This is a genomic window from Paenibacillus terrae, assembly GCF_000943545.1.
GTDB lineage: Bacteria > Bacillota > Bacilli > Paenibacillales > Paenibacillaceae > Paenibacillus > Paenibacillus terrae_A.
Genome location: NZ_JTHP01000019.1, coordinates 65,888 through 89,213 on the forward strand (window position 1 = coordinate 65,888; position 23,326 = coordinate 89,213).

Below are 23,326 nucleotides of genomic sequence, written 5' to 3' on the forward strand. Positions count from 1 at the left end.
GATGATAGTTTAACATATATGGATTTTTTTCAATATTCATACATAAAAAACGATATGATTTACATTTATATAAACAATATACCCTTTCCTTGATTGCTGGCACAAGCTTAACCCTTCAAAAAGTCTAAAATTGTTCAAAAAACAGGACACCCCATAAAACCATTCGGTGTCTGTCGGGATGTCCTGTGATGGGATGTGGTTTTAACGTTCATGCTGTAAACGATCTTGCATCGCTTGCCGTCTAGGAACGGCTATGTTCCTCCGCCAAAGAAGAGTCGGACGTTCTGTCTTTGTCTGTCGTGTGCATTTCCTGATGTTGAGAAGGATCGGCCTTCATCAAGCCGGGATGACCGACATAAGGGCGATCACTCCGTGAGCGGCCCCGGGTGAGCCGGAAGCCGATCAAAAACAGGACAAGCTGCACAGCCAGTATGTAGGGAGAAGCTTCCGGTCCGATCCATTGAAACAGGGCAACGGCGGCGATCACCATGGACAACAGGCTTGTTGGAAAATGGGATGCCGTCACATCCAGATCATTTTGTCTGCGCAGGGTCATCAACCGATATACGTACAGCAGGGCGATCAAGCCGGAAGCAAATCTCATCCATGTACACCCTATGAGCCAGGATGCAGATGGCACTGCTTCGGGCAGACCAGGATAGATAGTACTATACGACATTAGTTCCACAATCAGCCGTGAGATTAGCCACACTATACCCGCCAGCGCCAACGGCCCGGCTGCGGGACGCAGCAGCTTCCATAAAGCCGTACCCCAGCCCGGAGCATGCGATTCCAGCAGAACAAGCCGACGTTCGTCGATCAGTTTGTTCATTTCGCGCTCCAGTGATTTAAGAAGCAACTCCCTGCGGAATGCGTCACATTCTCTTAGAGATGCCTGAACCTGTTCCTGAAGGTGAGGGGTTAAATAGGGAGCAGCCTTCGCTTCCTGAAGGGCATGAATCAGTCCACTCTGATGCTGGCGCGTTTCACTGCTGCTTATGCCGTTCTGAGTGGAGGTTTGGAGATAGCCTGCCAACCGTCCGTAGATACGCAGCGATTCCTGTAATTCATTCAACCGCTGCTGACGTGAATTTCGAAGCTGGGCTGCACTGTGAACATACAGCCACACCAGCAAAGACAATGCCAGCAGGACGGCAATCAGCCCGGGTGAGATATATGCGGCCAATGCCGCGAAGTCCGTCGGGGACACCCGCAATCCCTCCTTCCATTGTTCTTTCTACACTATTGCACAGACCACACAGGCATTTCAAGGGCTTGGTCACGTCTGACAGAGATATATGAAGTATTTTTTGGTAAAATAGACAAGATGATACGCAGGGAGGGGAGATTCAGTATGAACGAGCATGTCGAAAATACGGCAGAACATCATAGAAGGTCGAATCACCCGGACGGGCAGCTTCGCGTGGAGTACGTCATTCCATCTGTAGAGGAGTATCGGGGGTTGCGGAAGGAGGCGGGTCTGACGCAGATTACTGAAGCAGCAGCAGCCAAGGGCCTGCCGAACAGCCTGTTTGCGGTGACGCTACGGATCGGGCAGGAATTGATCGGCATGGGCCGGGTGAGCGGTGACGGTGGTGTTTTCTTTCTGGTGACGGATATTGCAGTCAAGCCCTCCCATCAGGGAAAAGGTTACGGGCGTATACTTATGGAAGAGATTATGTCCTATTTGAAACGTGAGGTTCCGGCGGGTAGCTTTGCGACGCTGATCGCAGACAAGCCAGCCGACCGCTTGTATGCGCAATTTGGCTTTCAACTGGTCAGTCCGAGATCGGAAGGAATGTACTGGCGGCAGCCGGGCGGGGTTTAAGCAAGGGCCGAAGCGGATAAGTAATAGTCAGCATTTTGCATCATTCGATTCCCAACGCTCGAAAGTACAATATATAGACGAACTAAACCGTTTCGATCTATATATTGCTGATTTGAAATCGCTCTTGGGATTGATGCAAAATGCTCAATAGTAAGTAAATTATAGACAGGAAGAAGGCAAGGACAGATGAAAGTCATTATTTTTGGAGCAACAGGAACCATTGGCCAAGCATTGGTGAAGGAGGCCATCAAGCGCAAGTACCAGGTGACGGCGGCGGTGCGTGATCCGCAGCGTGTGACGGAGCAAAGTGAGTATTTGACGGTCGTTCAAGCGGATATTTTGAATCCCGATTCCGTAACAGCCGCTGCGAAAGGACACGAGGCCATGATCAGCGCTTATGGTCCCAAGTTTGGAGCTGAGGAAGAATTGCTCGAAGCAACCCGTTCTTTACTGGAAGGAACCCGGCGTTCCGGCGCAGAGCGCATACTGGTGGTTGGCGGAGCTGGTAGCCTGAAAACGGAAAACGGTGAACGTCTAATGGATACCGCCGAGTTTCCAGAGGAAGTCAAGCCACTGGCAGCCGCACATGCCGATGCACTGGAGCTGTATCGTGCTGCGGATGTGGACTGGACATATTGCAGTCCTGCCGCAATCATTGAGCCGGGACGGCGTACAGGGCAGTTTCGCATTGGCTTGGACCATGTAGTTGTTGATGAATTGGGTCACAGCCGCATCTCGGTTGAGGATTATGCAGTAGCCCTGATTGATGAACTGGTAGAAGGGGAATTTGTAAATTCCCGTTTTACGGTTGGATATTAAAAAAGGGATGACACTACGGGAGGCGAAGAAGCATGTATATTGTGACCGCCGAGGAAATGCGGCAACTGGATCGGTATACGATTGACAAGCTGGGCATCCCGGCCCTTACCTTAATGGAAAATGCCGGGCGTGCGGTAGCTGACGAGGTATTGAAGCTCTGCGCTATGGAAAGTGGATGGAGCCATAAGAGCTTCTCGGAAAGCCATGTGGATTCAGCATACGGTACGGAACGCAGATATATAGTGGGGCAAGATGCTGCCAAGCAAGGATATGATGAGGGTCCAGCCTATGGTGAACAGGTCGCCCACTCAGGGCCTGGGGATACGCCGGGACATGGCGGTGTTATTCGGACGGAGCCTTGGAGCCACGGGCGACATGCCATGTGGGAACGGGAGCATTGGTATATTCTCGTCGGCAAAGGCAACAACGGCGGTGACGGACTGGTGGCGGCCCGTCATCTGACGGATGCGGGTCTGCGCGTCACCGTCGTGTACGCCGAGTCGCCGGACACGCTGCGCGGCGAAGCGGCAGTGCAACGCGATACCATCGCGGCTCTGCACATCCCGGCCCTTGTCTACGGCCGGGATGCTCTCGACCTGCGCGGCGCCTCCGGCATCGTCGATGCCCTGCTGGGCACGGGCACACAAGGCCCGCCGCGCGAACCTTACGCTTCGCTGGTTCGCGAGGCCAATGCCAGCGGCGTGCCGCTTGTGTCGGTAGATGTGCCTAGCGGCCTCGATGCCGACACAGGTGCGCTGTACGAGCCGTGCATTCGCGCACGCGTCACCGTATGCCTCGCCTACTTGAAGTGTGGGCTCGTCCAATACCCGGGCGCCGGGAACGCAGGCGATGTAGTGGTACGCTACATCGGCATCCCGCCCGGGCTTGCCCGTGAGCACGGCGTACAGCTACGGCTCCTGACCCGCGACACGCTGCGCGAAGCGCTGGGCGTGGACGTGAGTCGCAGCCGCGTGCCGGACGGGCACAAGGGCACCTACGGGCACGTTCTCGTCGCGGCGGGAAGCCTGCGCATGAGCGGCGCGGGCCTGCTGGCCGCACGTGCCGCTCTGCGCATCGGCAGCGGCCTTGTGACGTGGGCAGTGCCCGAAGCGCTGCTGCCGCGCCTCATAGGAGCCGCGCCGGAGCTGATGCTCGCTGCCGCAGCCGCAGGTGGAGACGGCGAGTGGAACGCCGGCTCCGCGGATGTGCTGCTTCAGCTCGCGCAGGCGCGCGATGTGCTGGCCGTTGGCCCCGGCCTCGGCCGCTTCGCGGGAGACACTGGCTGGCTGCGCCGCCTGTGGGAAGAATACAGCGGCCCGCTCGTACTTGATGCGGACGCCCTGAACATCCTCGCTGCGGCGGGGCCAGAGCTTGAGGCCTGGAAGCCGAGAGGTGCGGCGGTTGTACTGACGCCACACCCGGGCGAGATGGCTCGTCTGCTGGGCATATCGACGGCCGAGGTGCAGCGTGAACGCATCGCCCATGCCCGGCAGTACGCCCGGACACGCGGGGTCACGCTGGTGCTCAAGGGAGCGCGTACCGTCATTGCGTGCCCGGACGGAGCGGTTTATGTCAACACGACAGGCCACGCCGGGATGGCGACAGGCGGCGCAGGTGATGTGCTGACAGGGATCATCGCAGGCTTGCTGGCGCAGGGCTTGAACGCTTCACAGGCAGCAGCCTTTGGCGTGTACTTGCACGGCGCGGCTGGAGAAACAGCCGCGCGTCATCGCCAGCATGCCGCCTCGGTCATTGCGGGTGATATTATTGAAGCCCTATAGACCATAACAGCAAGGGCAGGAGGAAGGCCAGGATGATCTGTACCCCAAATCCACGACTCAGCCGGGGTCTTCCCGCATAATGCCTTCCCTGATAATACAGTAATGTAATCACGGTACCCGCGATGCCGTTGCTCCATGAGATGCCCGCTCCTTCAGGGGATATAAAAGAACCAAGCAGGAGGAAGATACTGAATCCTGCGGCAAGGTACAGGGTGAGCCGCTCCGGCTTTCGCAGCCAGGGTAAGAGGTCGTGCAGCGCATCGGCGGCAAGAGCTGCCGGTAGGGCAAAACCATATGCCCACAGCTGCGCGGCCAGCTCACCGCTATTGCCTGCTATGGCTACAGGAATTCCCGTCATCGCCTCTGCTATATAGCAATAGGCCCATATCAGACCAAACACCAGCCCTCCGCAAGCCAGTTTGTTCAGCGCATAACAACCCAGTTCCATCCGCCAAGGCATCTTGGGATTATATTCATTCCATGGATGTCTCATGTTGCGATTCCTCCTTAGTACACTTCATTACAATCAGTAATCCGCAACCAATCAAGGAATTTATTTTCAATTACACTCCGCTGACGCTTTATGGCATTTCATTTTACGTTAGCTGTGTATCATGGTCCTAAGAAATGATGACAGCGGATAGCCGCGTTACGGAGAGGCGGGGATTGCATGATACAAGCGGTTATTTTTAATCTCGAAAGTACATTGTTGGACCCCGGAGGACGAGGCTTAATCCAGGGAATACGTGATATTTTCAGATGGAAGGGTGTACAGGTAACCGAAGAACAAGCATCTCATGGGCGAGGATTACCGATCCGTGATCATATTGCGAATGTGCTGGCACTTTCAGAGGTTCGGAAAAAATGGCTGGATTGCTTCGGTACGCATCCTGGGAGAACGGATATTGAGCATATTTATCTTGAACTTGTGCCTGTTCTCCGTTCTTTGATCCAAGGAGCTGAGCCCACTTTTGGTATCGATAAAGCGCTGAATGAGTTGCAGGATCGTCGGATTCAGTCAGGCGCTACCGCATCTTGCCCGATGGAGATGCTGGGCAACGTTTTTACGCCTGCACAGTCCCCATATGCACTGGATTGCACAGTAGCTCCCTGTGAAGTTTCGCAAGGGCGCCCTTATCCATGGATGATCTATGAGATTGCACACCGCTTACAGGTTTTCCCGCTTAGCGATATTGTCAAAGTAGGAGATACGGCAGCTGATATGCAAGAGGGCAGGAATGCCGGTGTGTGGACAATAGGTGTGCTGAATCATAGCGAAGGTGCGCTGACCACGTCGCAAGCAACTAGCCGTGAATCCGACGACAGAGTGGCTGAGGAACGGCGCAGACAGAGCGTATACGGATTAAAAAGGGCAGGAGCCCACATCGTCATGAACTCGGTCGCTGACTTGCCGCGTATTTTGCGTGAAATCGAAATGCTCCAGCATACCGGCGGCTATCCTTCCTATACAAAGCAAGTAAAAACAGCGTTAATGCCTCCATCGTGAGCAGCGTTGATACACTGTGGAGCTATGGATTGGATTACACGGTTCTAGGGTATATGTATGCACCACATCGGACGAAAGTGAACTTCTCAGGTTCTGGGCATGTGACTATTTTAAAATTGTCAGATAGGATCGTCAGATTGTGGGATACTTCGGACAACTATCTTATTTTCATCAGCTTGGCGGTGTTGGTCACGAGAGCTTCGTTATTTTGCTGCAAGGTGGATAAGGATGCGTTCTCGCTGGAATGTTTGGTGGTCCATAAAATAAAGCCGCTGATGACAATCAAAGGGATAAGCAGAATGATATAAGAATGAATAGATAATCATATATTTGATTGATTTTTTATGCAAAAAGGCCTTAGCCCGTTTCTGTTGAACCCATCCCTAAAGGGCAAAGCTGGTTCATAGAACTGGACCAAGGCCTTTTCTGTTAAGTAGAGAATTCATGCGATCTGAATGACTTGTACGCCCCATGCCAAACCCGCGCCGAATCCGACCAGCATCACAATATCACCGGCATGAACGCGCTGTTGTTCCATGGCTTCCGCAAGCGCAATGGGAATAGAAGCCGCTGACGTATTTCCGTAATTTTCGATATTCACAAAAAATTTATCCAGAGGAATATTCATCTTGCCAGCGGCACTCTCGATGATTCGAATATTGGCTTGATGTGGAATGATTAAAGCAATATCATCAATGCTTAATTTCAATGTTTCCAGAGCTTTAGTTAGCATAGATTCCACAATACGCACCCCAAACTTGAAAACCTCTCGACCTTGCATGGTGATGGGGCCTGTGACCGGGGATGTCAGCGCTTCTACCCCACCTTCTTCCGAGCCTAGCAAGGAGAAGCACGGGAAAGCACCAGGACGAGATTGAAGGACGACAGCGCCTGCCCCATCTCCAAACAGGACAGCAGTATTACGGTCCTGCCAATCTATGATTTTGGAGAACTTGTCCGCTCCAATCACCAGAACGTTGTGGTAGGCGCCTGATTTCATCATGTCGCTGCTGACCGAAAGGGCGTACACAAAACCGGAGCAGGCTGCCGATAAGTCGAATGCAGGTGCGCGGCTTCCGAGCTTTTGCTTGACCAGCATGGCTGTGGAGGGGAAGGCATAATCAGGAGTTGAAGTCGCCACAACAATGAGATCCACGTCTTCCGGGGATAATTGGGCACGGCTTAAAGCCTGGGTTGCAGCAACGACGGCAAGGTCAGAGGTATCCGTGGATGCTTCTGCAATATATCGCTGACGGATGCCTGTTCGTTGGCTGATCCATTCATCGGATGTGTCCAGAGATGCGGCTAATTCCAAATTGGTTAACAGGGATGTCGGAACGTAGAATCCGGTACCTGTAATTGTAACCCCGTTCAGGTTGAGTGCTGATTGCATTTATGTTTCCCTCCAATGAAATAATCACACAAAAGACCGTAAAGACCAAAAAAACCAAAAAACAGTATGGATAAAAATATAACACAGGCGGATGAAAAAGAAAATATGCAAAGAGCAGCTTGCTGCACGGAGGAATCTGGAGTGAGCCTGCTGCTTGATTATATAGATATTCAGTGCTAAGATTTAGACACAAAAAACCCAAGAACGTATTCGCAGGGAATACACAGGGAGGTATACAACGCTACCGTGTCACTTACTAAACGTCGTCTGCAATTTCTGCATACATTAGTGGATTTGTATCAAAAGACGAATTTACCTATTCATTACGAAGCCTTAGCTAAATCATTAGGCGTTAGCAAATGGACGGCTTATGACATGCTGAAAGAAATTGAAAAGCTCGGTTTTATTACGCGCAGCTACGAGGTGAATGCCAAGGTAACCGGACGATCTCAGGTCGTATTTGTGCCTACGGATAAAGCTTCGGATTTGTTCAACCAGTCCCGGAATGAATTAGTGGATCTGGTGGATTGGAAAAAAACCGTCGAGAACATCTCGGGACTGCTCAAGGATTTGAACAACACAAGTCCCAATGATGCGGTCCGAAAAATTTGGGCTGAAATTCCTGAAGCCAGTGTCAGGATCAATTTTTGCGCCTATATTATAGGGCTGCTTTTGATGTACTTGAAGAAGCTGGGAGATAAAAGAGGTCCCTGGATTCAGCAGATTGTCCTTACAGCGCCAAGCAAGGAAATGGGCATGACCATGTTTGTTGGCACTGTGTTGGGTATGGCCGTACAAACGATGAACGATGAACTGGGCATTGAAATTACGGAGCTGGTTTCCCGTTTTCTGCAATCCATTTCGGATCTTTCTGACGAGGAAAAAGGGTTGCTTTCCGATTTTCTAAGCGAGGCTTTTTATTTTTGAATATAACAGGAATGAGTCATTCGTGAGGAGAGGAAGCTGGCCTCCTTACGCTTGGTTTTTGGGTCTTTTGTGTGTTTGGACGGATGCAGTAAATACATGTAAAGGGGTTGCGTATATGCCGAAGGTAGGATTGGTTTTGGGTGGGGGAGCAGTCAGAGGACTTGCTCATTTGGGGGTACTGAGAGCGTTCGAAAGACATGGGATTCAGGTCGATTGTATCGTCGGTACGAGTATGGGCGGCATTGTTGGCGGACTTTATGCGGCGGGTGTTCCTGCGGATGCTCTATTGGATTGTATTAAAAAGACACCTAAATACCGCCTGTTGGATATCGGCATACGCCATCGTGGTTTAATTGCCGGTAACAGCATGAATACGGTGGTGAATGAGTTGCTGCAACAGCATGGACAGCATACGCAGAAGATTGAGGATCTTCCTATCCGTTTTAAAGCTGTTTCTGTCGATTTACTGGAAGGCAAGCAATTCATTTTTGAACAAGGTGATTTGGTGACAGCACTGCGGGCTACGATGGCGTTTCCCGGCTTATTCGCTCCTGTGATGCATGAAGGCAAGGTGCTAGTCGACGGAGGGGTATTAAACAATTTGCCTGTAGAAGAGATGAGTCGGGAAGCAGATTGTTTAGTGATTGCTGTTGATGTGGCACGGGGACATGAAAAGAAGCCGCCGCGCAATATGTTGGAAGTTGTATACCGCTCTTACAGCTTGATGACCGCTGAACGAAAGCATAATAGTCTCCGGCTAGCAGACGTCGTCATTCGCCCTGAAGTCGGACATATTGCGGCGTTTGATTTTACAAAATGGCCTGAATGTGTCGAGGCTGGCGAGGAAGCGGCCGAATGCATCATGGATGAGCTGAAGCTGCAAATAGCCTATCATGGGCAACCAGCACAGATGCATGTTTAGTTTGAAAAAGAAAAGAAGTGTCTCTAACCATAGATGGCTTGTGAGACACTTCCGTATTTTATACTTATAATCTGCAGCTATTCTTACAAATCGTCAAATCTGTTGTCGTCTCCGACCTTGCCGTAATTGCGCGATTTTGCTTCAAAAAAGTCTGTTTTTGTCGCGTTCAGAGCTTCATCCGAGAACGGCTTGATCCAAGGCATACAGTTTATGTCAACGCCTTCGTAGGCTTTATCCATACCAAGCAGTCTCAGGCGCATGTTCGCCATGTACTTGATATAATCGCCCAGCTCGTTCAAGTCGATGCCGCGAACCTCTTTGAGCGTGTAGTGCGCCCAGTTGGTTTCCAGCTCGACTGCACGGTCGATCATGCGGTAGACATAATCCATATTTTCTTTCGTGTCCAGCTCAGGGAAATCAGACAACAATTGCTTGAACACTTCGGCAAAAAAGTAGCAATGCTGATTTTCATCCCGCTGGATATAGGAGATCATTTGGCTGGTCGCCATCATCTTCTGGTCACGGGCCAAATTATAGAAGAAAGCGAACGTACTATAGAAGAAAATGCCCTCTAAAATCAAGTCCGCCACCATCGCCTGGAAAAAGGTTTGCGGATTCTGTTCATCACGGAACTCCTGATAAATGTCTGAGATGAACGTGTTACGCTCCAGCAGTACAGGATCATTCTTCCAGTATTCAAAAATTTCCTTCTGCTCCTGATCCGATACCAGAGAGGACAGCACGTAGGAGTAGGATTGGTTATGCACGACTTCCTGCTGCCCGATAATGGCTGACACAGCTTCCAGTGAAGAATCGGTAAAGTAGCGTTTTACATCCCCGACAAACATCGTTTGCATGGAATCCAGTACGGCCAGCAGGCCGATGTTGATTTTGAACGTGCGCTGTTCTTCGGCATCCAGTGTTGGGAATTGGGATGCGTCCTTGGACATCGGGATTTCATCCGGAATCCAGTGGTTCAGCAGCAGTACCTTGTACAGCTTGTACATATGCGGCATCCGAATATCGTTCCAATTCAGAATGCCGGAGTTTTCGCCTTCAATAATGCGGGTAGAGCGGTTAGGCGCTTCCGTGTTAAAAATCTTTTGTAACTGCATGGGAGATTCTCTCCTTTATTTTAGGATGCACAGCTATCGCATTCTTCAATCGTCAGTGCGCGACTGCGTACATAATAGGTTGATTTCATACCTGATTTCCAGGCATGGATGTGCAGTTCCAGGAATTCAGTAGCTTTGATATCCGGGCGCACATACAGGTTAAAGCTTTGGCCCTGATCAATATGACGCTGACGGGCAGAAGCCATGTTGATCGAAGCATGCTGATCCAGCAGGAAAGCTGTTTTGTAGTACCAGATCGTTTTTTCGTTTAAGTCCGGTGCAGGGTTAGCGATCTTGTAGGTTGTTTTCTCTTCATAGGAAAGCAGCTCATACAATGGATCAATGCTGGCCGTAGAACCTGCGATGATGGAGGTGGAACCGTTAGGCGCGATGGCGAACAGCCATGCGTTGCGAACACCGTTTTGTTTGACTTCTTCCGCAAGTTCACTCCACTCGGACGTGGTGACAAATTTGCCTTCACGCGTACCGTCAGTATAGCCACGGGATGTGAAATAATGCCCGGTAGACCAGTCAGAGCCTTCAAATTTGGCATAACGGCCTTTTTCCTTCGCCAGCTCCATGCTTGATTTTACAGCCAGATAGTTAATTTTTTCGTACAAATGATCGTTATAGGTTACCGCTTCATCGGATTCCCAACGGATACCTTCGAGTGCGAGCAGATGATGGAGTCCGAACGTACCCAGACCGACTGCGCGATATTGACTGTTCGTATATTGTGCTTGCAGCACCTCAATATTGTTAATATCAATAACGTTATCCAGCATACGTACCTGAATCGGTACGAGACGATCCAGCACACCTGCCGGAACTGCGCGAGCCAGATGGATGGAGTTCAGGTTGCAGACGACAAAATCGCCAGGAATTTTGGAAATGACAATGCGTGTTTGTCCATCCTTGGTGACTAACTCCTCTTTTTCCACCACGGTCGCCGATTGGTTTTGCATAATTTCCGTACACAGATTGGAGGAATATACCATACCGTGGGCGCGGTTTGGGTTCGCACGGTTTACTGTATCGCGGTAGAACATGTATGGCGTACCTGTTTCCAGCTGCGATTTCATCAAGCGCTTCATGATGTCGATAGCAGGCACCGTAATGCGGGAGAGAATTGGATGCTGTGACGCTTCCTCATACTTCTCGCGGAAGGAACCTGTACCAAAGCCTTCATCGTAAAAATCCTCCAGCCCCAGTGGACGGCCGTTGTCATCCTTCCAGCCCATGACCTTCTTCACTTCATGCGGGCAGAACAGGTTCCATTCGCCACGTGCTTCCACCCGCTCCATGAACAGATCGGGCAGACATACGCCATGGAAAACATCATGTGCACGCATGCGCTCGTCACCGTTGTTCAACTTCAGATCGAGGAACGCAAGAATATCTTTGTGGAATACGTCCAGATAGACGGCAATTGCGCCTTTACGTGTACCCAGTTGGTCTACGCTGACCGCTGTATTGTTCAGCTGGCGGATCCACGGGATCACGCCGGAGCTTGTATTTTTATGTCCACGGATGTCGGAGCCACGTGCCCGTACTTTACCGAGGTATACGCCGATACCGCCGCCCATTTTGCTAAGACGGGCTACATCGGTGTTGGAATCGAAAATGCCTTCCAGCGAGTCGTCTACGGTGTCGATGAAGCAGCTGGAGAGCTGTCCGGCGACCTTTTTCCCGGCATTGGACATGGTTGGCGTAGCCGCCGTCATGTACATATTGCTCATCGCCCAGTAAGCTTCCTTCACCAGCTCCATACGCTTGTCGGCAGGTTCTTTGTGCATCAGGTACATCGCGATGATCATATAACGTTCCTGCGGCAGCTCCATCACCCGTCCGTCAAAATCGTTTGCCAAATAGCGCTCGGACAGCGTCAACAGCCCGATGTAATCGAACAGCAGATCATTTTTCGGCAAAATGGATGCACCCAGCTCGTCAATTTGCTCCTTGGTGTAGTAATCAAGCAGCTCTTGACGGTAAATTCCTTTTTGGACCAAATCGGTAATCAGTGGATAAAAAGCGCCGTAAGGCTCGTCCGCATAGGATTTGTAACGGCGGTGAGTGGCCGCTTTTTTATATAAGGAGGTGAGTAAAGCACGAGAAGCGGCGAATTTCCAGTCTGGTTCTTCCTTGCTGACCAGTTCAAGCGCAGCCATCGCAAACGCGTTGCTGATTTCGTCGCCCGTGACTTCGTCCCGGCGCAGCTTGCTGGTTACACCGCGAATCAGGCGATCTTTATCCAGCTTGTCCAATCCGCTGAGCACACGGTCGGCATATACGGAAATGCGTATTTCATCAAAAGCCAACTGGCGGTTGTTTGGTTTCGTTACGAGTTGTGGCATGGGATTAATTCCTCGCTTTCCTGACTTGGGAGATAAACTTGAAAATAAATGACAGTGAAAATGAAAAACGACGCTGAAAAGAAATGATGATAAAGCGATGAGGTCAGCTTGTCCAACGGTTGGAAGACAGGCGAAGCATCCGTGTGTTTGCAGGTGTGCAGTTCCGGGTTTTGGGTGAAAATTCCCGGGTTGCTTGCTCGGTTCAGACAGCATTTTGGGGCTGTATGTAATCCAACAACATAGAAATAGCGATGCGCTTGCCAATGAAGGGGGAAAAGATGGTTCCCGTACGATTTATCGGCTACATCACTACATTTAGACGTCTTATAAATATTTAACCCAACATGTTGTGTTGAGAAACTTAAAATTTCAAATAAGCGCAAGGAGTATTATAGCAACATTTGAAGCCATACGTAAAGGAAAAGGAATGGAAACTCAAAATTTGCAGAGAAGTCGCGGGCTGCATTTGAATTGAGGCTTTGTGAACGGTACAATGAATGATAAAGATGTTTCCTACAGAAACAAGCAGCATACATATGGACTGTTTTTATGAAATAAGGTTGCTTTATCGGACAGAGGTTTTAGATTTTTAAAGAAGTGAAGATTTTAAATTAAAGGAGGAACTTGGCGATGGCCATTGCAGAAGTGACAGTGATCCCGATTGGAACAGGAAGTACGAGCCTGAGCGACTACGTTGCCCAGATGCAAAAAGTGTTGAAGACGCAAAAAGGAATTACCTATGAGCTTACCTCCATGAGTACGATTATTGAAGGTTCGTTGGACGATGTGTTCACCGCTATTGCTGCGCTGCACGAAGCGCCATTCCTGTCAGGAGCCAAGCGCGTTTCCACCTCGGTCAAAATTGATGATCGCCGTGACAAGCCTTCCTCCAGTCGCCAAAAGCTCCGTTCCGTCGCAGATAAACTATCTGGCACCGCAACAGGAAACGTTACCGAACTAAATCCAAATCCTAGTTGAAAAAATGGATGTAAGTCATTGATTTTTATGTAAGGAAGAGTATAATAGTTTTTGTTGTCAGTTACACTGACCTGCTGGTGTAGCTCAGGGGTAGAGCAACGCACTCGTAATGCGTAGGCCGGGGGTTCAATTCCCTTCACCAGCATCCTTCGTTAGAATTTCCCGTCATATCAACGTTTGTCACTCGTTGAATGTTCCGGATAGGCAGACGCTAGGCCAACGTTTTCCTAGCGATAAATCAGACGAACGTCGGCGCTGAAATGCGGTATATACGGAGCCTCCTACGGTATTTTGTAGGAGGTTTTTTGCTATGTCGATTGATCCGCGTAAGGGTAAGGCGGTCACCGCTAAACGACGTAATGGGCGATCTGAAAAAGGAGCCGGTTTCATTGGGCTTGAGTTGGGATTCGATCTATTCTACAACGCTAAACGAGCGGAGAAGTTACGGACGCGAACACTCGAAGACTATCAAAGCTACTGGCGTTATTTTCGGGAATGGCTTACGGAGAGTCATTCGGAGATAAGTGGAGTAGGGCAACTTGATACGGCCATTCTACGCGAGTATATGAACTATATGTCCTACGAACGTACAAAATATGAAGGTGTCGAAGAACGGCGAGTAGAAGGGTGTAATCTCTCACCCGTCACGGTAGCATCAAGACTCCGCGCGTTGAAAACAATGTGTAAATTTTGGACGTCCGAAGGATTGATGAGCGAAGACCCGGCGGAGAAGCTGAAGTCACCGCGCAAGGATACCGAGGAGAAAAGTGTAATCGTCGACGAACAACTCCGGGCTTTAATCGAAGTTGCCGACGTTGATACATTTGCGGGCTTCCGCGACCGTACGCTTATGTTGTTACTTGCGGATACGGGGTTGCGAATTAACGAGGCGTTGCGGTTAGAGTCGGTCCACCTGGACATCGCGTCACGTTGCATACGGCTGCCGGGTCATATGAACAAAAACAGGAAACCGCGAATCGTTCCGGTATCGGCGAGTGTTTTACGTGAGTTGATTAAGCTCATGGAAGAAAACCGCGCTTATTTTGATACGGACTTCATATTTCTGGCGAATTACGGTGATCCGTTAAAAGCTGATCAATTCCGAAAGAGACTAAGCCAGTATGCGGACAAAGTAGGTATTGATCGGAAAGTAACGCCAGTGTCTCCGCACCGGTTCCGCGATTACTTCTGCACAAACTATCTACTTAACGGTGGAGACCTCTTCACATTGCAACGGATCGTAGCGCACGCTGATATTAAGACCACGCAGGGGTACGTCAAGGTAAACGAAGGCGCTATGCGGGATAGTCATGCGCAATATTCGCCACTTTCACGACTCGGAATGTCTCGCGTAAGAAAAAGACGTCAATAGAACGGACAATAGCGCTCATCTCTTCGGAGGTGGGCGTTATTTTTTTTACCTCCGTGTCCCAAATCCGAAGATTCGTGTCCCTATATTATGTATACGAAGCAAAGCGGGAAGGAGACGAATATATGGCGAGAGGAAGGCGCGTAGAGATCGTTAAGATAGTCGTAGACGGTGCGGAGGTTGACGCAAAGGCGTGTACGAAATGCGGCGAGGTTAAGGCGCTACATGACTATCATCTGAGTAAAAAAGCGAAAGACGGGCACCAGTCACGTTGCAGAGCGTGTGCACGAGTAGATATGCGTAAGGCAACTGAGGCTAAGAATCCAAAAGCAAGGAGGTTTACACGCTGGACGTCTGATAGATTTGCGAAATACGTTACAAAAGAAACGAACGGTGAGTACACGCTAATAGGTAATCTAACTAGTGTGGAGAAGCCTATTAGAATGCAGCACAATGCCTGTGGAAGAGAATGGATGCAGCGCCCCAGTGACTTTCTTCAGGGAAAGAGATGCCGTCCGTGCTCCGGGTTTGAAAAGAAAACCACAGAACAATTTAAGCAAGAAGTAAGAGTTCTTGTAGGGAATGAATACAGTGTTTTAAGTGAGTATATTAACTCAAATGCTTTAATTGTTATGCGGCATAATACTTGCGGAAATGAGTGGGCACTGGTTGCAAACTCCTTTCTCCAAGATGTTAGATGCCCGTGCTGTGCTGGATCAAAAGGTGAGCGTAGAGTGCGTGAATTTCTCGACACACGTTCGTATCCGTATGCGTAGCAGTACAAGTTTGATGATTGTCGATTTAAACGACCGCTGCCGTTTGATTTCGCAGTCTATTTAAACGAATCGTTTGTCCTTATAGAATATGACGGCCGGCAACATTCTGAGCCAGTAGCATTCGGCGGGGATGAAGCGCATGCACTGCGGGAGTTCCGGATACGCCAACGAAACGTATTTTGATTTGGAAAAGTATCTGGACGAAAACTGGCGCGCTGTAGATACTTTTGCGGGTACAACTCAAGGGAAGCTGGACAAGGTAACACGATTTGTCGTTACGTCAGATATGTACGGAGCTAACGGGGACGGGACCGACCAAACGCAGGCTATTCAGAACGCGCTAAATTATCTCGAAAGCGTAGGCGGTGGAAAACTCATCCTCGGTGCTGGTACGTTTCTACTGAGCCTCGCTAAAAGCACGCACAGTAAGGCGTGTATTGTAATCCCGGCAGGTGTAACGATAGAAGGCTCCGGAATGGGCGTTACCATTCTCAAGCGGTTAGAAAGCGAGCGCGGCCAAAACGGCATATTACTCGTAAACAAGGATTACGATACAAAAGGCGGATACACGGCCGCGGGTAATATCACTTTGCGAAATTTTACGATTACGGACGGAGTTGTCACTACAACACCGAGGACTTACGGGGATTTAATCGCGCTGGGACACGCAGACAACGTACTAATCGAGCGCGTCGGTTCGCTCAACCACGACCAACACTTCGTTGATATCTGCGGATCGCGTAACGTGACTATACGAGACTGCGTTTGTAACAATCTGCAAGACACCTATGGAACAGCTACAATCCAAATAGACCGAGCTAAAAATTTAGGCATATGGGGACTACTGTTGGACGATACAAACCCCGAAGAGATAACGTTATCTGACAACAAGATTACGTCCCTGTCTGACATGGTATTGCAGCTCGGACACGACGCGTCTACCGTAAAAGATATTAGCGTAGTGGGTAATATAATCGTCTGCGCGAACGCGAATAAAGGTCAGATCGCAATCGGTAACGACGACGATACATCTATATCCACCGCGGATGTCGAGGACAACCAGATCGAACTCAATAATATTAATAGCGCTGGCATTTACCTGGTCGGTGATCCAACTAATAAATTTGAGAATATCTCGATAGCTAGTAATATCATCACAGGTAAGATGAGATCGGCTGTCTTTGTCGGCAGCTCAACTATGCCAAGTAGCTTTGCAAACTTTAGGAACGTACTGATAACCAACAACACAGTTGATATGGATATCAGGGATTCAGTCAGTACGCATTATATCTCTGCTATTCGCGTTAGTAACGGCGTGAGCGCGTCAATCGTAAACAATACGGTTAGATTTTCGTGTCAGGGCGGGAACTATGCGGAGGCTAAGATTATACGTGCGGACTCTTTTAAAGACATCCTAATTAGTACAAACCAGGTCATAATGTCGGACTCGAACTCGCGGCAAGACGCGCAGCTTTACGGTATTCAGATCGAGATGGATTCCGCAATAGCGAATAGTCTTTATTGTAAGGCTAAGGTTATCGGCAATATGGTGCTCGGTACGGGCTATCGTTGGGGGATTTCGGAGCGCGGTGGTGTTAACGTCTCAAACTTCCTACAAGCTACGGTTTCCGGAAATAACGTTTACGACGATAGCCCGACACAGGGCCATTACCACGAGTCCACCCCGAGCCTCGACGGAACGAACAACGTGCAGTACGTCAATTTCGAGTCTCTCGGTTTTCCGGCGACAGGCTCAGTGCTGACAGTGCAAGCGGCTAAGACGTACACTTTCGTATCCCCTATACGTAAAAGCGGAATAACTCCGACAGCGTACGTAATGAAAGGGGATTTTATTTTTAATCCCGTGTCGGCTACCTCGTTTAATACAGACACGGAGGAGGTGCGGGGAGCTTATTGGGTTGAGGGCTCTACCGCTAAAGTTGTAGGAATATCTTTGAGCAAAACCGTGCTGGGAAATGACGCTAATGGACGCGTAACGAACACTATCACGATAAATACAGGATCAAACGGATGTAATCTCGCGATAGACCCTACGAATCATGCTGGCGTTATACGTTCAAACGGCTATCTTATGCTGCGCATTGGAGTATAAATCTCCCGAATTTATTGACTTTACTTCCCAAGTAATTGTAAGGTATTAACATCAATTACTAGGGAAGGTTGTTAGATGCATGCATAAAAAAATTGCTCTATTGTTTTTTGTAATTGTTTGTATTTTCACTACCAGCACCAGCATTTCTTTTGCGGATGAAAAAGATGCTAAAGAGCAAGTGTTCAAGAGCGAGTTAATTTCCGCCTACGGTGTGCACTTAAATAAGGGCCAACTGCCGTTGACTTCAAAGGTGGATCTTACGTACGGTGAAACAAGGAAGGCTCAGGGGTTAGATGTTGCTGAATTTACTTTTAATAGCTTTAATGATCAGAAAATACCAGGGGAAGTAGTTTACCCATTGGGGTTCAAGGAAACTCAAAAGTATCCGACAATATTGGTATTTTCGGGACACGGAGAGATGGAAGAGTTAATCAGCAAACCTGAATCATATCAACATGCAGGGGCTGTTGAACTTGCTAAAAGCGGATATTTAGTTTTCGTCATGGAAAACAGAGGAATGGGCAAGCTTGCGAAGATGGGCGATCACCTAGTCTTAGACGCGGTATCGCGCTTGCACGGCGGTTCATGGTACGGAGATATAACTACAGACGCGTTGTACCTGAGCGCAGCCGTGAACGAAATCCCATACGTAGATAAGCAACGAATCGGAACTGCTGGCGTATCTACCGGCGGAGCACTGAGTATGTTAGTTGCTGCGTTAGATGATCGAGTAAGCGCTGCGTACGTACAGGGTTACCTCGGCACCTACGCAAAAACGTTCACAGACGGTACTCACGATATCTGTAACAACATTAGCGGCATCCTTAACGTAGGGGAGATGTGGGATGTCGGCAATCTAATCGCACCACGCAAGGCCCTATACGTTAACGGCGAAATGGACCACTTCCATATCGCAGACGCTCAAGTTTCTTACGCTAAAATCAAAGATCACTACGAAGCATCCGACGCAGGAGGGAACGTATCTCTACTCTCACCGCGCGGAGTAACACATGAGTTTTCTACGCAAGTTGCTACGGATTTTTTCAATAAATCTTTATAATCTATACGTTAAGCACGTCTCTACATGGGGCGTGTTTTTTCGTTACGGAGGCTTAATGCATGGAACAAACGTTAATAAACGCAGCACTCAAGGACGGTATCTTCGCCGTCCTTTTTGTTGCGCTCTTTTTGTACCAACTACGTGAGTCTCGGCGCATTCAAGACGACGGCAAGGCCCGTGAGTCCCGCATCCAAGACGAAGCGGCCGAGCGAGAACACCGCATCAATTCAGAAGCGCGCGAACGAGAGGACCGCTTGCTAAAACTCGCGGAGGGTATCACGCATCAATTCGAAACGTTGGCGCAGCAGTACGAGACGCTTGGGATCGACGTTAACGATATCAAATCGGCAATTAAACGGGAGGGATGACCAATTGTTAACGCTAGAACAAGTCCGCGCTAAGTCCGCGAAACGGATCGTAAGTCTGTCGGACGTCCAACGTAAAGCGGCCGAGTTGCTTATCGACTTTGCCTACGCGTGCGGAGTTCCGATTGTTATTACGCAAGGGCTACGTACGATTGACGAGCAAAACGGACTTTACGCGCAAGGCCGTGCCAAGCCCGGTCAGATCGTTACGAATGCTCGTGGCGGCTACTCGTACCACAATTTCGGAGTCGCGATTGATTTCGCGCTGTTACTACCGGATGGGAAAAACGTATCGTGGGATATGCGGCGGGATGGCGACGGTGACGGTATTGCGGCTGGGACGAGGTGGTCGCGGCGGCAAAACGTATCGGATGGGATTGGGGCGGTGATTGGCGCTCGTTTAAAGACTATCCGCATTTCGAGATGACGTTCGGACTATCGACCGCAGATTATCGCGCAGGCAAGCGTCCGAAGCAGACGCAGCTTAACGTAGCAATGACGAAGATTGACGCACTTCAAACGAATAAATCGGAGGATGACGAAATGACAACGGAAGAGAAAGCCGCTTTCAAGGCGTTGCAGGATCGTGTAATCGCGCTGGAGTCTGCGAATAAACTCGCGAAGGTACCAGCGTGGGCGGAGCGGGCGTGTGTTAACGCAAAGGCAGCCGGGGCACTCGATACGGCAAACGATGGATCGTACGACTTCTACCGGATGATTACCGTACTCGACCGCGCCGGCGTATTCGGCATGAAAGGAGGTGCAGCGTAATATGAAACAGCGTCTAACTAACCCGTTATTCATCGCAGCCGTCGTCGGCCTCGCGTACCAAGTCCTCGGAAAGTACGGAGTAGCCCCGGACTTCGGAACGTGGCAAATCGGAGTAGACATCGTTTCGTACGCGTTGATCGGGACTGGCGTGTACTCGACGTTTAAGAAAGCGGAAGAGAAGGCGGAAGATACGAAGTAAGACGAGTAAAATCGGATCCATTTGCGCTATAGTGCGTAGGTGGGTCCGTTTTTCTTTTAGTAACAACGGCCTAGTCCGATGGTATTATTTAGGTAAACATGAGATACGGAGGGGATTCGGTTTGAAAGATCAGGAATCCGCAGTAGCGGCGAAAGCGGCCGAAGAAGAGGACGACGGCGACCCGAGTTTTTGGGACATGTCCGGTTGATAAGCTATACGCGAGATTAATATCCGGTTTCATAATTGGCGGTATCATACTGTGGTTCTTATACGGACTATTGCGATACGGCCTCATATTTAACGTTACAATAAACTAGCGCTTGTCTCTTCGGAGGCGGGCGCTTTTTCTTCGTTTATGGACGCGTTGCTCCGACAATATCCCCGTGGTATAATCGTTATGTACTAAAATACCAAACCGTAGGGCTTCGTACAATCCGTAGGTCATCGTCTGAATGTCCGTCATAGGCTACGTCTAGGTTTCGGGACGATAACGGAGATTAAACGCACTCGTAATGCGTAGGCCGGGGGTTCAATTCCCTTCACCAGCACTCTATGAAACTCAAGCACAGCGCGGCTTCCAAGCTTTTTGGAGGCCGCGCTTTTTTGTGATTTTGGACAATCTTCTACCATTTTTCTACCCTTTAGTCTAGTAAAGTGGGTTCTTCGGTGTTCATGGACTCCCCTGTAATTGAATCCCCAATGTTTCTTAGGCTTCGTCAGTTTGGTGCTATCTCGCTTTCGAGAGATTGGCTACAGGCCGCAGCTATTCTTTCTCAACTCAGCCACGATGGGCGTTCCTCAAAAGCGGGAGTGCGTTTTCTTCATCGCGGTCCCGTGAGGATTTACCTTTTCCGCCTCAATGATTGGAGTTCAGCGAACCGCCCGTGTTGTACAGGAACATTCGTTGCGGAGAGGGCAGGCCAATCAATTCAGACAGCCTAACTTTTGAACGTTGGCACAAAATAGCATCTACCGGATATGAACATGGGTGATATTAAGGAGCGAGAAGAAGGTGTGGACATTGTAATGTATTCATGGGCCATCCTCTCAGGTTTATAGCCTTTTTTCTAGATATATGTTCCAGCACGCCTGTTGAATAACCAAAAAAAGTAACTTAATTAATGAAACAAGAGGTACACTGAAGAAGAACGCGCTGAATCTGAATCAGCCATTCAACAGGTAACCCGAATTTCCCGACCTTCAAAATCCCGAAACATCACCACACGATGACGTTGCCTGGAACGACACTGAGGTGTCCCCAACTGGCAAGTGATATCTCGAATGACGGATGAATCTGGCTTCGTAAGGCGACGTAGCGCATGAGGCTTTTCCAAATGGACGTTGTCGCGAAGTCGAATGACAAACGATTGTCCATGGGTTTTGAAGTTATAAAGACGCTCCAGTTTCCCATAAGCACGGTCCATCACCACAATGTAGTCCGGTTGAGCCAACGCATCACTCACGGGGCCATCATGTCTTGAACCCAGCGTTTCTATCACCTGAAGAGGTTGCCCATTTTCTGCTCGTAAAGCGACATGAAGTTTAATGCCCGCACGCTCTCCGTGATAAGGAGCCCAAGGCAAACGCGTTTTTCCCACCGTCATCGTGGTTGAATCGATGAGTAATAATTCTTTTGGGAAAGTCAGTTTCCGACGTGCTTCCCGATTACATTTGCGAACAAGTAGATGGAAAAGTTCCTTAAATACGGAAAACGGGACTTCAGCGGCTTTGGTTGAAAAGCGTGAATAATGGACGACAGGCAAGCCACAGAGAGCCGCATAATCTACGCTGGATCGATAGCTACTCCATTGTTCTAGCGCAGCCATGCACCCGTATTGGAGTAAATGGTACACCGTAAACTTGCGGGCTTTGTCTTCATAACCTATTAACTTCACAACCCTTTGAACTTCTTCAGGAGTCAGCATGGATTGAAGGATAGATGTAATCGTGATGGAATTTTTCATGAGATCGTCTTCTTTCGGATTCATTTGGCTGGTACCAACGATTCTACAGAAAAGATGATCTTTTTTCTACCATTTTGTGGTTATTCAACAGGCCTGGTAAAATAACTACTTTTTGTATGAGTAAGCTATCTATTAAATAATTGTACTGATGAACAAAGGTAGGATTCATAGTGAATATACAATTTCTCGAAAAATTAAGCATCTTACGGGAACTTTACCGGAACGCACTTAATTTCACCAATTCTGCTGTGTTTTAAAAGAAAAAGCCCCCGAAGGGCTTACTTTGTTAAAATTATTGATTTTCTTTTGTGAGAATGGAAGCTGCTAGCAGTGTAGTATTCGTATAACCACCTGAAACATTTTCATATGAAAAATTAACAATAGGAACTCCAATAACCGTAGCAACGTCACCCTCAAAAATGTCCCCACTTGCTCCTGGATAAACAGCCATTACTGTATTATCATTTTCATCACTAATATAAACGATAGCCATTGTCCCTGCAGCAATGTTATCTTCTTCTATATCTATTACATCGCCGCTTATTTTTACAAATTTGTTTAAGTATAAATTCAGATTTTTATTTAAGTGTTTTGTTGTTACAGATTTGTCTACTAGATTAATGACTTTGCTTTTATCTGTTGAAGGAAATAAGTCACTGTTTTTAACAATGAAGTCGTAAGATGCTCGCTCCATAGAAGCTTGATCTTCTGTTAAAACAGGTGTCCCATTTTTCATGAATTCGGCAAATAAATATTGTTGATCTGTGACCTGATTATTTGTAGAACTTTGCTGAGCAGTATTCTCATTGCTCGCTGTTTGTTCTGTAGTAAAGGATGTAGTTGAAGAATTAGACCCTGCTTTTGTTGTTTCTTCTTTTATATTGCTTCCACAAGCTGTTAGAGCTACAGAAAGTAGAGTAATCAATAAAACTTTCTTTGACATGATGAATTCTCCTGTGAGTATCCTCATCGGTTGAGGTAGTTGCTCATTTTATCTTGTTACCTTTATTATCGAATATTGGTGTTGAATATGTAATACTTTTCAAGTTTTACATCAATGATAATAAACTGTGGCTCATTCTATT

The 23,326-nt window shown here is 48.8% G+C and carries 23 protein-coding genes and 1 tRNA gene; 17 read left to right on the top strand and 7 right to left on the bottom strand.

The features are described from left to right. Nucleotides 1–241: 241 nt before the first annotated feature. Nucleotides 242–1,210: a flagellar export protein FliJ gene (locus tag QD47_RS11670; protein ID WP_044646290.1), complete on the bottom strand. Its 969-nt coding sequence runs from the start codon at nucleotides 1,208–1,210 to the stop codon at nucleotides 242–244. A 144-nt stretch (nucleotides 1,211–1,354) separates the two neighbouring features. Here QD47_RS11670 and QD47_RS11675 point away from each other — a divergent pair, with 144 nt between their 5' ends. From QD47_RS11675 to QD47_RS11685, 3 genes are all read left to right on the top strand, one after another. Continuing rightward, complete coding sequence (locus QD47_RS11675; RefSeq protein ID WP_082067167.1) at nucleotides 1,355–1,828, top strand: GNAT family N-acetyltransferase; 474 nt, start codon at nucleotides 1,355–1,357, stop codon at nucleotides 1,826–1,828. A 186-nt stretch (nucleotides 1,829–2,014) separates the two neighbouring features. Further along, the gene (locus QD47_RS11680; RefSeq protein WP_044646291.1) at nucleotides 2,015–2,647 is read left to right on the top strand and encodes an NAD(P)-dependent oxidoreductase; all 633 of its coding nucleotides are present in this window, start codon (nucleotides 2,015–2,017) and stop codon (nucleotides 2,645–2,647) included. 32 nt (nucleotides 2,648–2,679) lie between these two features. Beyond that, nucleotides 2,680–4,428 (top strand): bifunctional ADP-dependent NAD(P)H-hydrate dehydratase/NAD(P)H-hydrate epimerase, encoded by a 1,749-nt coding sequence (locus tag QD47_RS11685; RefSeq protein ID WP_044646292.1) that lies wholly within the window; start codon nucleotides 2,680–2,682, stop codon nucleotides 4,426–4,428. Here the strand turns inward: QD47_RS11685 and QD47_RS11690 are convergent. After that, complete coding sequence (locus tag QD47_RS11690) at nucleotides 4,412–4,921, bottom strand: hypothetical protein (protein WP_044646293.1); 510 nt, start codon at nucleotides 4,919–4,921, stop codon at nucleotides 4,412–4,414. The two genes, QD47_RS11685 and QD47_RS11690, sit on opposite strands and share 17 nt — an antisense overlap. Nucleotides 4,922–5,098: 177 nt before the next feature. Between QD47_RS11690 and QD47_RS11695 the strand changes: the two genes are divergently transcribed. Further along, complete coding sequence (locus QD47_RS11695) at nucleotides 5,099–5,935, top strand: HAD hydrolase-like protein (RefSeq protein WP_044646294.1); 837 nt, start codon at nucleotides 5,099–5,101, stop codon at nucleotides 5,933–5,935. A gap of 442 nt (nucleotides 5,936–6,377) precedes the next feature. Here the strand turns inward: QD47_RS11695 and QD47_RS11700 are convergent, their stop codons facing one another. Continuing rightward, nucleotides 6,378–7,328, bottom strand: a complete 951-nt coding sequence (locus tag QD47_RS11700; protein WP_044646295.1) for a beta-ketoacyl-ACP synthase III — start codon at nucleotides 7,326–7,328, stop codon at nucleotides 6,378–6,380. A gap of 246 nt (nucleotides 7,329–7,574) precedes the next feature. On the opposite strand from QD47_RS11700, the gene QD47_RS11705 reads away from it, so the two are divergent. Continuing rightward, the gene (locus QD47_RS11705; protein ID WP_044646296.1) at nucleotides 7,575–8,255 is read left to right on the top strand and encodes a MarR family transcriptional regulator; all 681 of its coding nucleotides are present in this window, start codon (nucleotides 7,575–7,577) and stop codon (nucleotides 8,253–8,255) included. A gap of 115 nt (nucleotides 8,256–8,370) precedes the next feature. Then, the gene (locus QD47_RS11710; RefSeq protein ID WP_044646297.1) at nucleotides 8,371–9,177 is read left to right on the top strand and encodes a patatin-like phospholipase family protein; all 807 of its coding nucleotides are present in this window, start codon (nucleotides 8,371–8,373) and stop codon (nucleotides 9,175–9,177) included. Nucleotides 9,178–9,260: 83 nt separating this feature from the next. On the opposite strand, the gene QD47_RS11715 is transcribed toward QD47_RS11710, so the two are convergent. Further along, nucleotides 9,261–10,292 (bottom strand): ribonucleotide-diphosphate reductase subunit beta, encoded by a 1,032-nt coding sequence (locus QD47_RS11715; RefSeq protein WP_044646298.1) that lies wholly within the window; start codon nucleotides 10,290–10,292, stop codon nucleotides 9,261–9,263. Between the two features lie 20 nt (nucleotides 10,293–10,312). Further along, the gene (locus tag QD47_RS11720) at nucleotides 10,313–12,646 is read right to left on the bottom strand and encodes a ribonucleoside-diphosphate reductase subunit alpha (RefSeq protein WP_044646299.1); all 2,334 of its coding nucleotides are present in this window, start codon (nucleotides 12,644–12,646) and stop codon (nucleotides 10,313–10,315) included. Between the two features lie 630 nt (nucleotides 12,647–13,276). On the opposite strand from QD47_RS11720, the gene QD47_RS11725 reads away from it, so the two are divergent. The 11 genes from QD47_RS11725 (at nucleotide 13,277) to QD47_RS33145 (ending at nucleotide 21,115) form a co-directional block, all read left to right on the top strand. Further along, nucleotides 13,277–13,624 carry an MTH1187 family thiamine-binding protein gene (locus QD47_RS11725; RefSeq protein WP_025682770.1) on the top strand — a complete coding sequence of 116 codons (348 nt, stop codon included), beginning with the start codon at nucleotides 13,277–13,279 and terminating at the stop codon, nucleotides 13,622–13,624. 73 nt (nucleotides 13,625–13,697) lie between these two features. Then, nucleotides 13,698–13,769 (top strand) — tRNA-Thr (locus QD47_RS11730). Between the two features lie 255 nt (nucleotides 13,770–14,024). Continuing rightward, nucleotides 14,025–14,996 carry a tyrosine-type recombinase/integrase gene (locus tag QD47_RS11735; RefSeq protein ID WP_161797174.1) on the top strand — a complete coding sequence of 324 codons (972 nt, stop codon included), beginning with the start codon at nucleotides 14,025–14,027 and terminating at the stop codon, nucleotides 14,994–14,996. A 122-nt stretch (nucleotides 14,997–15,118) separates the two neighbouring features. Beyond that, nucleotides 15,119–15,769, top strand: coding sequence for a hypothetical protein (locus QD47_RS11740; protein WP_052646764.1), 651 nt, complete (start codon nucleotides 15,119–15,121; stop codon nucleotides 15,767–15,769). A gap of 139 nt (nucleotides 15,770–15,908) precedes the next feature. Beyond that, nucleotides 15,909–17,882, top strand: coding sequence for a glycoside hydrolase family protein (locus QD47_RS33140; protein ID WP_235332249.1), 1,974 nt, complete (start codon nucleotides 15,909–15,911; stop codon nucleotides 17,880–17,882). A 79-nt stretch (nucleotides 17,883–17,961) separates the two neighbouring features. Then, complete coding sequence (locus QD47_RS11750; protein WP_044646301.1) at nucleotides 17,962–18,942, top strand: acetylxylan esterase; 981 nt, start codon at nucleotides 17,962–17,964, stop codon at nucleotides 18,940–18,942. 59 nt (nucleotides 18,943–19,001) lie between these two features. After that, the gene (locus tag QD47_RS11755; RefSeq protein WP_044646302.1) at nucleotides 19,002–19,310 is read left to right on the top strand and encodes a BhlA/UviB family holin-like peptide; all 309 of its coding nucleotides are present in this window, start codon (nucleotides 19,002–19,004) and stop codon (nucleotides 19,308–19,310) included. A gap of 4 nt (nucleotides 19,311–19,314) precedes the next feature. Then, a complete protein-coding gene (locus tag QD47_RS34145) occupies nucleotides 19,315–19,734 on the top strand; it encodes a M15 family metallopeptidase (RefSeq protein ID WP_412177972.1) in 420 nt (139 codons plus the stop codon). Next, nucleotides 19,653–20,078 (top strand): M15 family metallopeptidase, encoded by a 426-nt coding sequence (locus QD47_RS34150; protein ID WP_412177973.1) that lies wholly within the window; start codon nucleotides 19,653–19,655, stop codon nucleotides 20,076–20,078. Before QD47_RS34145 ends, QD47_RS34150 begins: the two co-directional genes overlap by 82 nt. Nucleotide 20,079: 1 nt before the next feature. Beyond that, nucleotides 20,080–20,277, top strand: coding sequence for a hypothetical protein (locus QD47_RS11765; protein WP_044646303.1), 198 nt, complete (start codon nucleotides 20,080–20,082; stop codon nucleotides 20,275–20,277). Nucleotides 20,278–21,001: 724 nt separating this feature from the next. Continuing rightward, nucleotides 21,002–21,115, top strand: a complete 114-nt coding sequence (locus QD47_RS33145; protein WP_235332251.1) for a DNA cytosine methyltransferase — start codon at nucleotides 21,002–21,004, stop codon at nucleotides 21,113–21,115. A gap of 334 nt (nucleotides 21,116–21,449) precedes the next feature. On the opposite strand, the gene QD47_RS11770 is transcribed toward QD47_RS33145, so the two are convergent. Continuing rightward, nucleotides 21,450–22,241, bottom strand: a complete 792-nt coding sequence (locus tag QD47_RS11770) for an IS4 family transposase (protein ID WP_235332250.1) — start codon at nucleotides 22,239–22,241, stop codon at nucleotides 21,450–21,452. Nucleotides 22,242–22,533: 292 nt separating this feature from the next. After that, nucleotides 22,534–23,184, bottom strand: coding sequence for a hypothetical protein (locus QD47_RS11775; RefSeq protein ID WP_044646304.1), 651 nt, complete (start codon nucleotides 23,182–23,184; stop codon nucleotides 22,534–22,536). Between the last annotated feature and the right edge of the window lie 142 nt (nucleotides 23,185–23,326).

Bases quoted from the DNA above. Each gene is read 5' to 3' on its own strand.
- QD47_RS11770 (WP_235332250.1), bottom strand. From the start codon at position 22,241: ATGAAAAATTCCATCACGATTACATCTATCCTTCAATCCATGCTGACT.
- QD47_RS11710 (WP_044646297.1), top strand. From the start codon at position 8,371: ATGCCGAAGGTAGGATTGGTTTTGGGTGGGGGAGCAGTCAGAGGACTT.
- QD47_RS11690 (WP_044646293.1), bottom strand. From the start codon at position 4,921: ATGAGACATCCATGGAATGAATATAATCCCAAGATGCCTTGGCGGATG.
- QD47_RS11675 (WP_082067167.1), top strand. From the start codon at position 1,355: ATGAACGAGCATGTCGAAAATACGGCAGAACATCATAGAAGGTCGAAT.
- QD47_RS11750 (WP_044646301.1), top strand. From the start codon at position 17,962: ATGCATAAAAAAATTGCTCTATTGTTTTTTGTAATTGTTTGTATTTTC.
- QD47_RS11725 (WP_025682770.1), top strand. From the start codon at position 13,277: ATGGCCATTGCAGAAGTGACAGTGATCCCGATTGGAACAGGAAGTACG.
- QD47_RS11720 (WP_044646299.1), bottom strand. From the start codon at position 12,646: ATGCCACAACTCGTAACGAAACCAAACAACCGCCAGTTGGCTTTTGAT.
- QD47_RS11695 (WP_044646294.1), top strand. From the start codon at position 5,099: ATGATACAAGCGGTTATTTTTAATCTCGAAAGTACATTGTTGGACCCC.
- QD47_RS11755 (WP_044646302.1), top strand. From the start codon at position 19,002: ATGGAACAAACGTTAATAAACGCAGCACTCAAGGACGGTATCTTCGCC.
- QD47_RS33140 (WP_235332249.1), top strand. From the start codon at position 15,909: ATGCACTGCGGGAGTTCCGGATACGCCAACGAAACGTATTTTGATTTG.
- QD47_RS11700 (WP_044646295.1), bottom strand. From the start codon at position 7,328: ATGCAATCAGCACTCAACCTGAACGGGGTTACAATTACAGGTACCGGA.
- QD47_RS11715 (WP_044646298.1), bottom strand. From the start codon at position 10,292: ATGCAGTTACAAAAGATTTTTAACACGGAAGCGCCTAACCGCTCTACC.
- QD47_RS11685 (WP_044646292.1), top strand. From the start codon at position 2,680: ATGTATATTGTGACCGCCGAGGAAATGCGGCAACTGGATCGGTATACG.
- QD47_RS11775 (WP_044646304.1), bottom strand. From the start codon at position 23,184: ATGTCAAAGAAAGTTTTATTGATTACTCTACTTTCTGTAGCTCTAACA.
- QD47_RS11765 (WP_044646303.1), top strand. From the start codon at position 20,080: ATGAAACAGCGTCTAACTAACCCGTTATTCATCGCAGCCGTCGTCGGC.
- QD47_RS11680 (WP_044646291.1), top strand. From the start codon at position 2,015: ATGAAAGTCATTATTTTTGGAGCAACAGGAACCATTGGCCAAGCATTG.
- QD47_RS11740 (WP_052646764.1), top strand. From the start codon at position 15,119: ATGGCGAGAGGAAGGCGCGTAGAGATCGTTAAGATAGTCGTAGACGGT.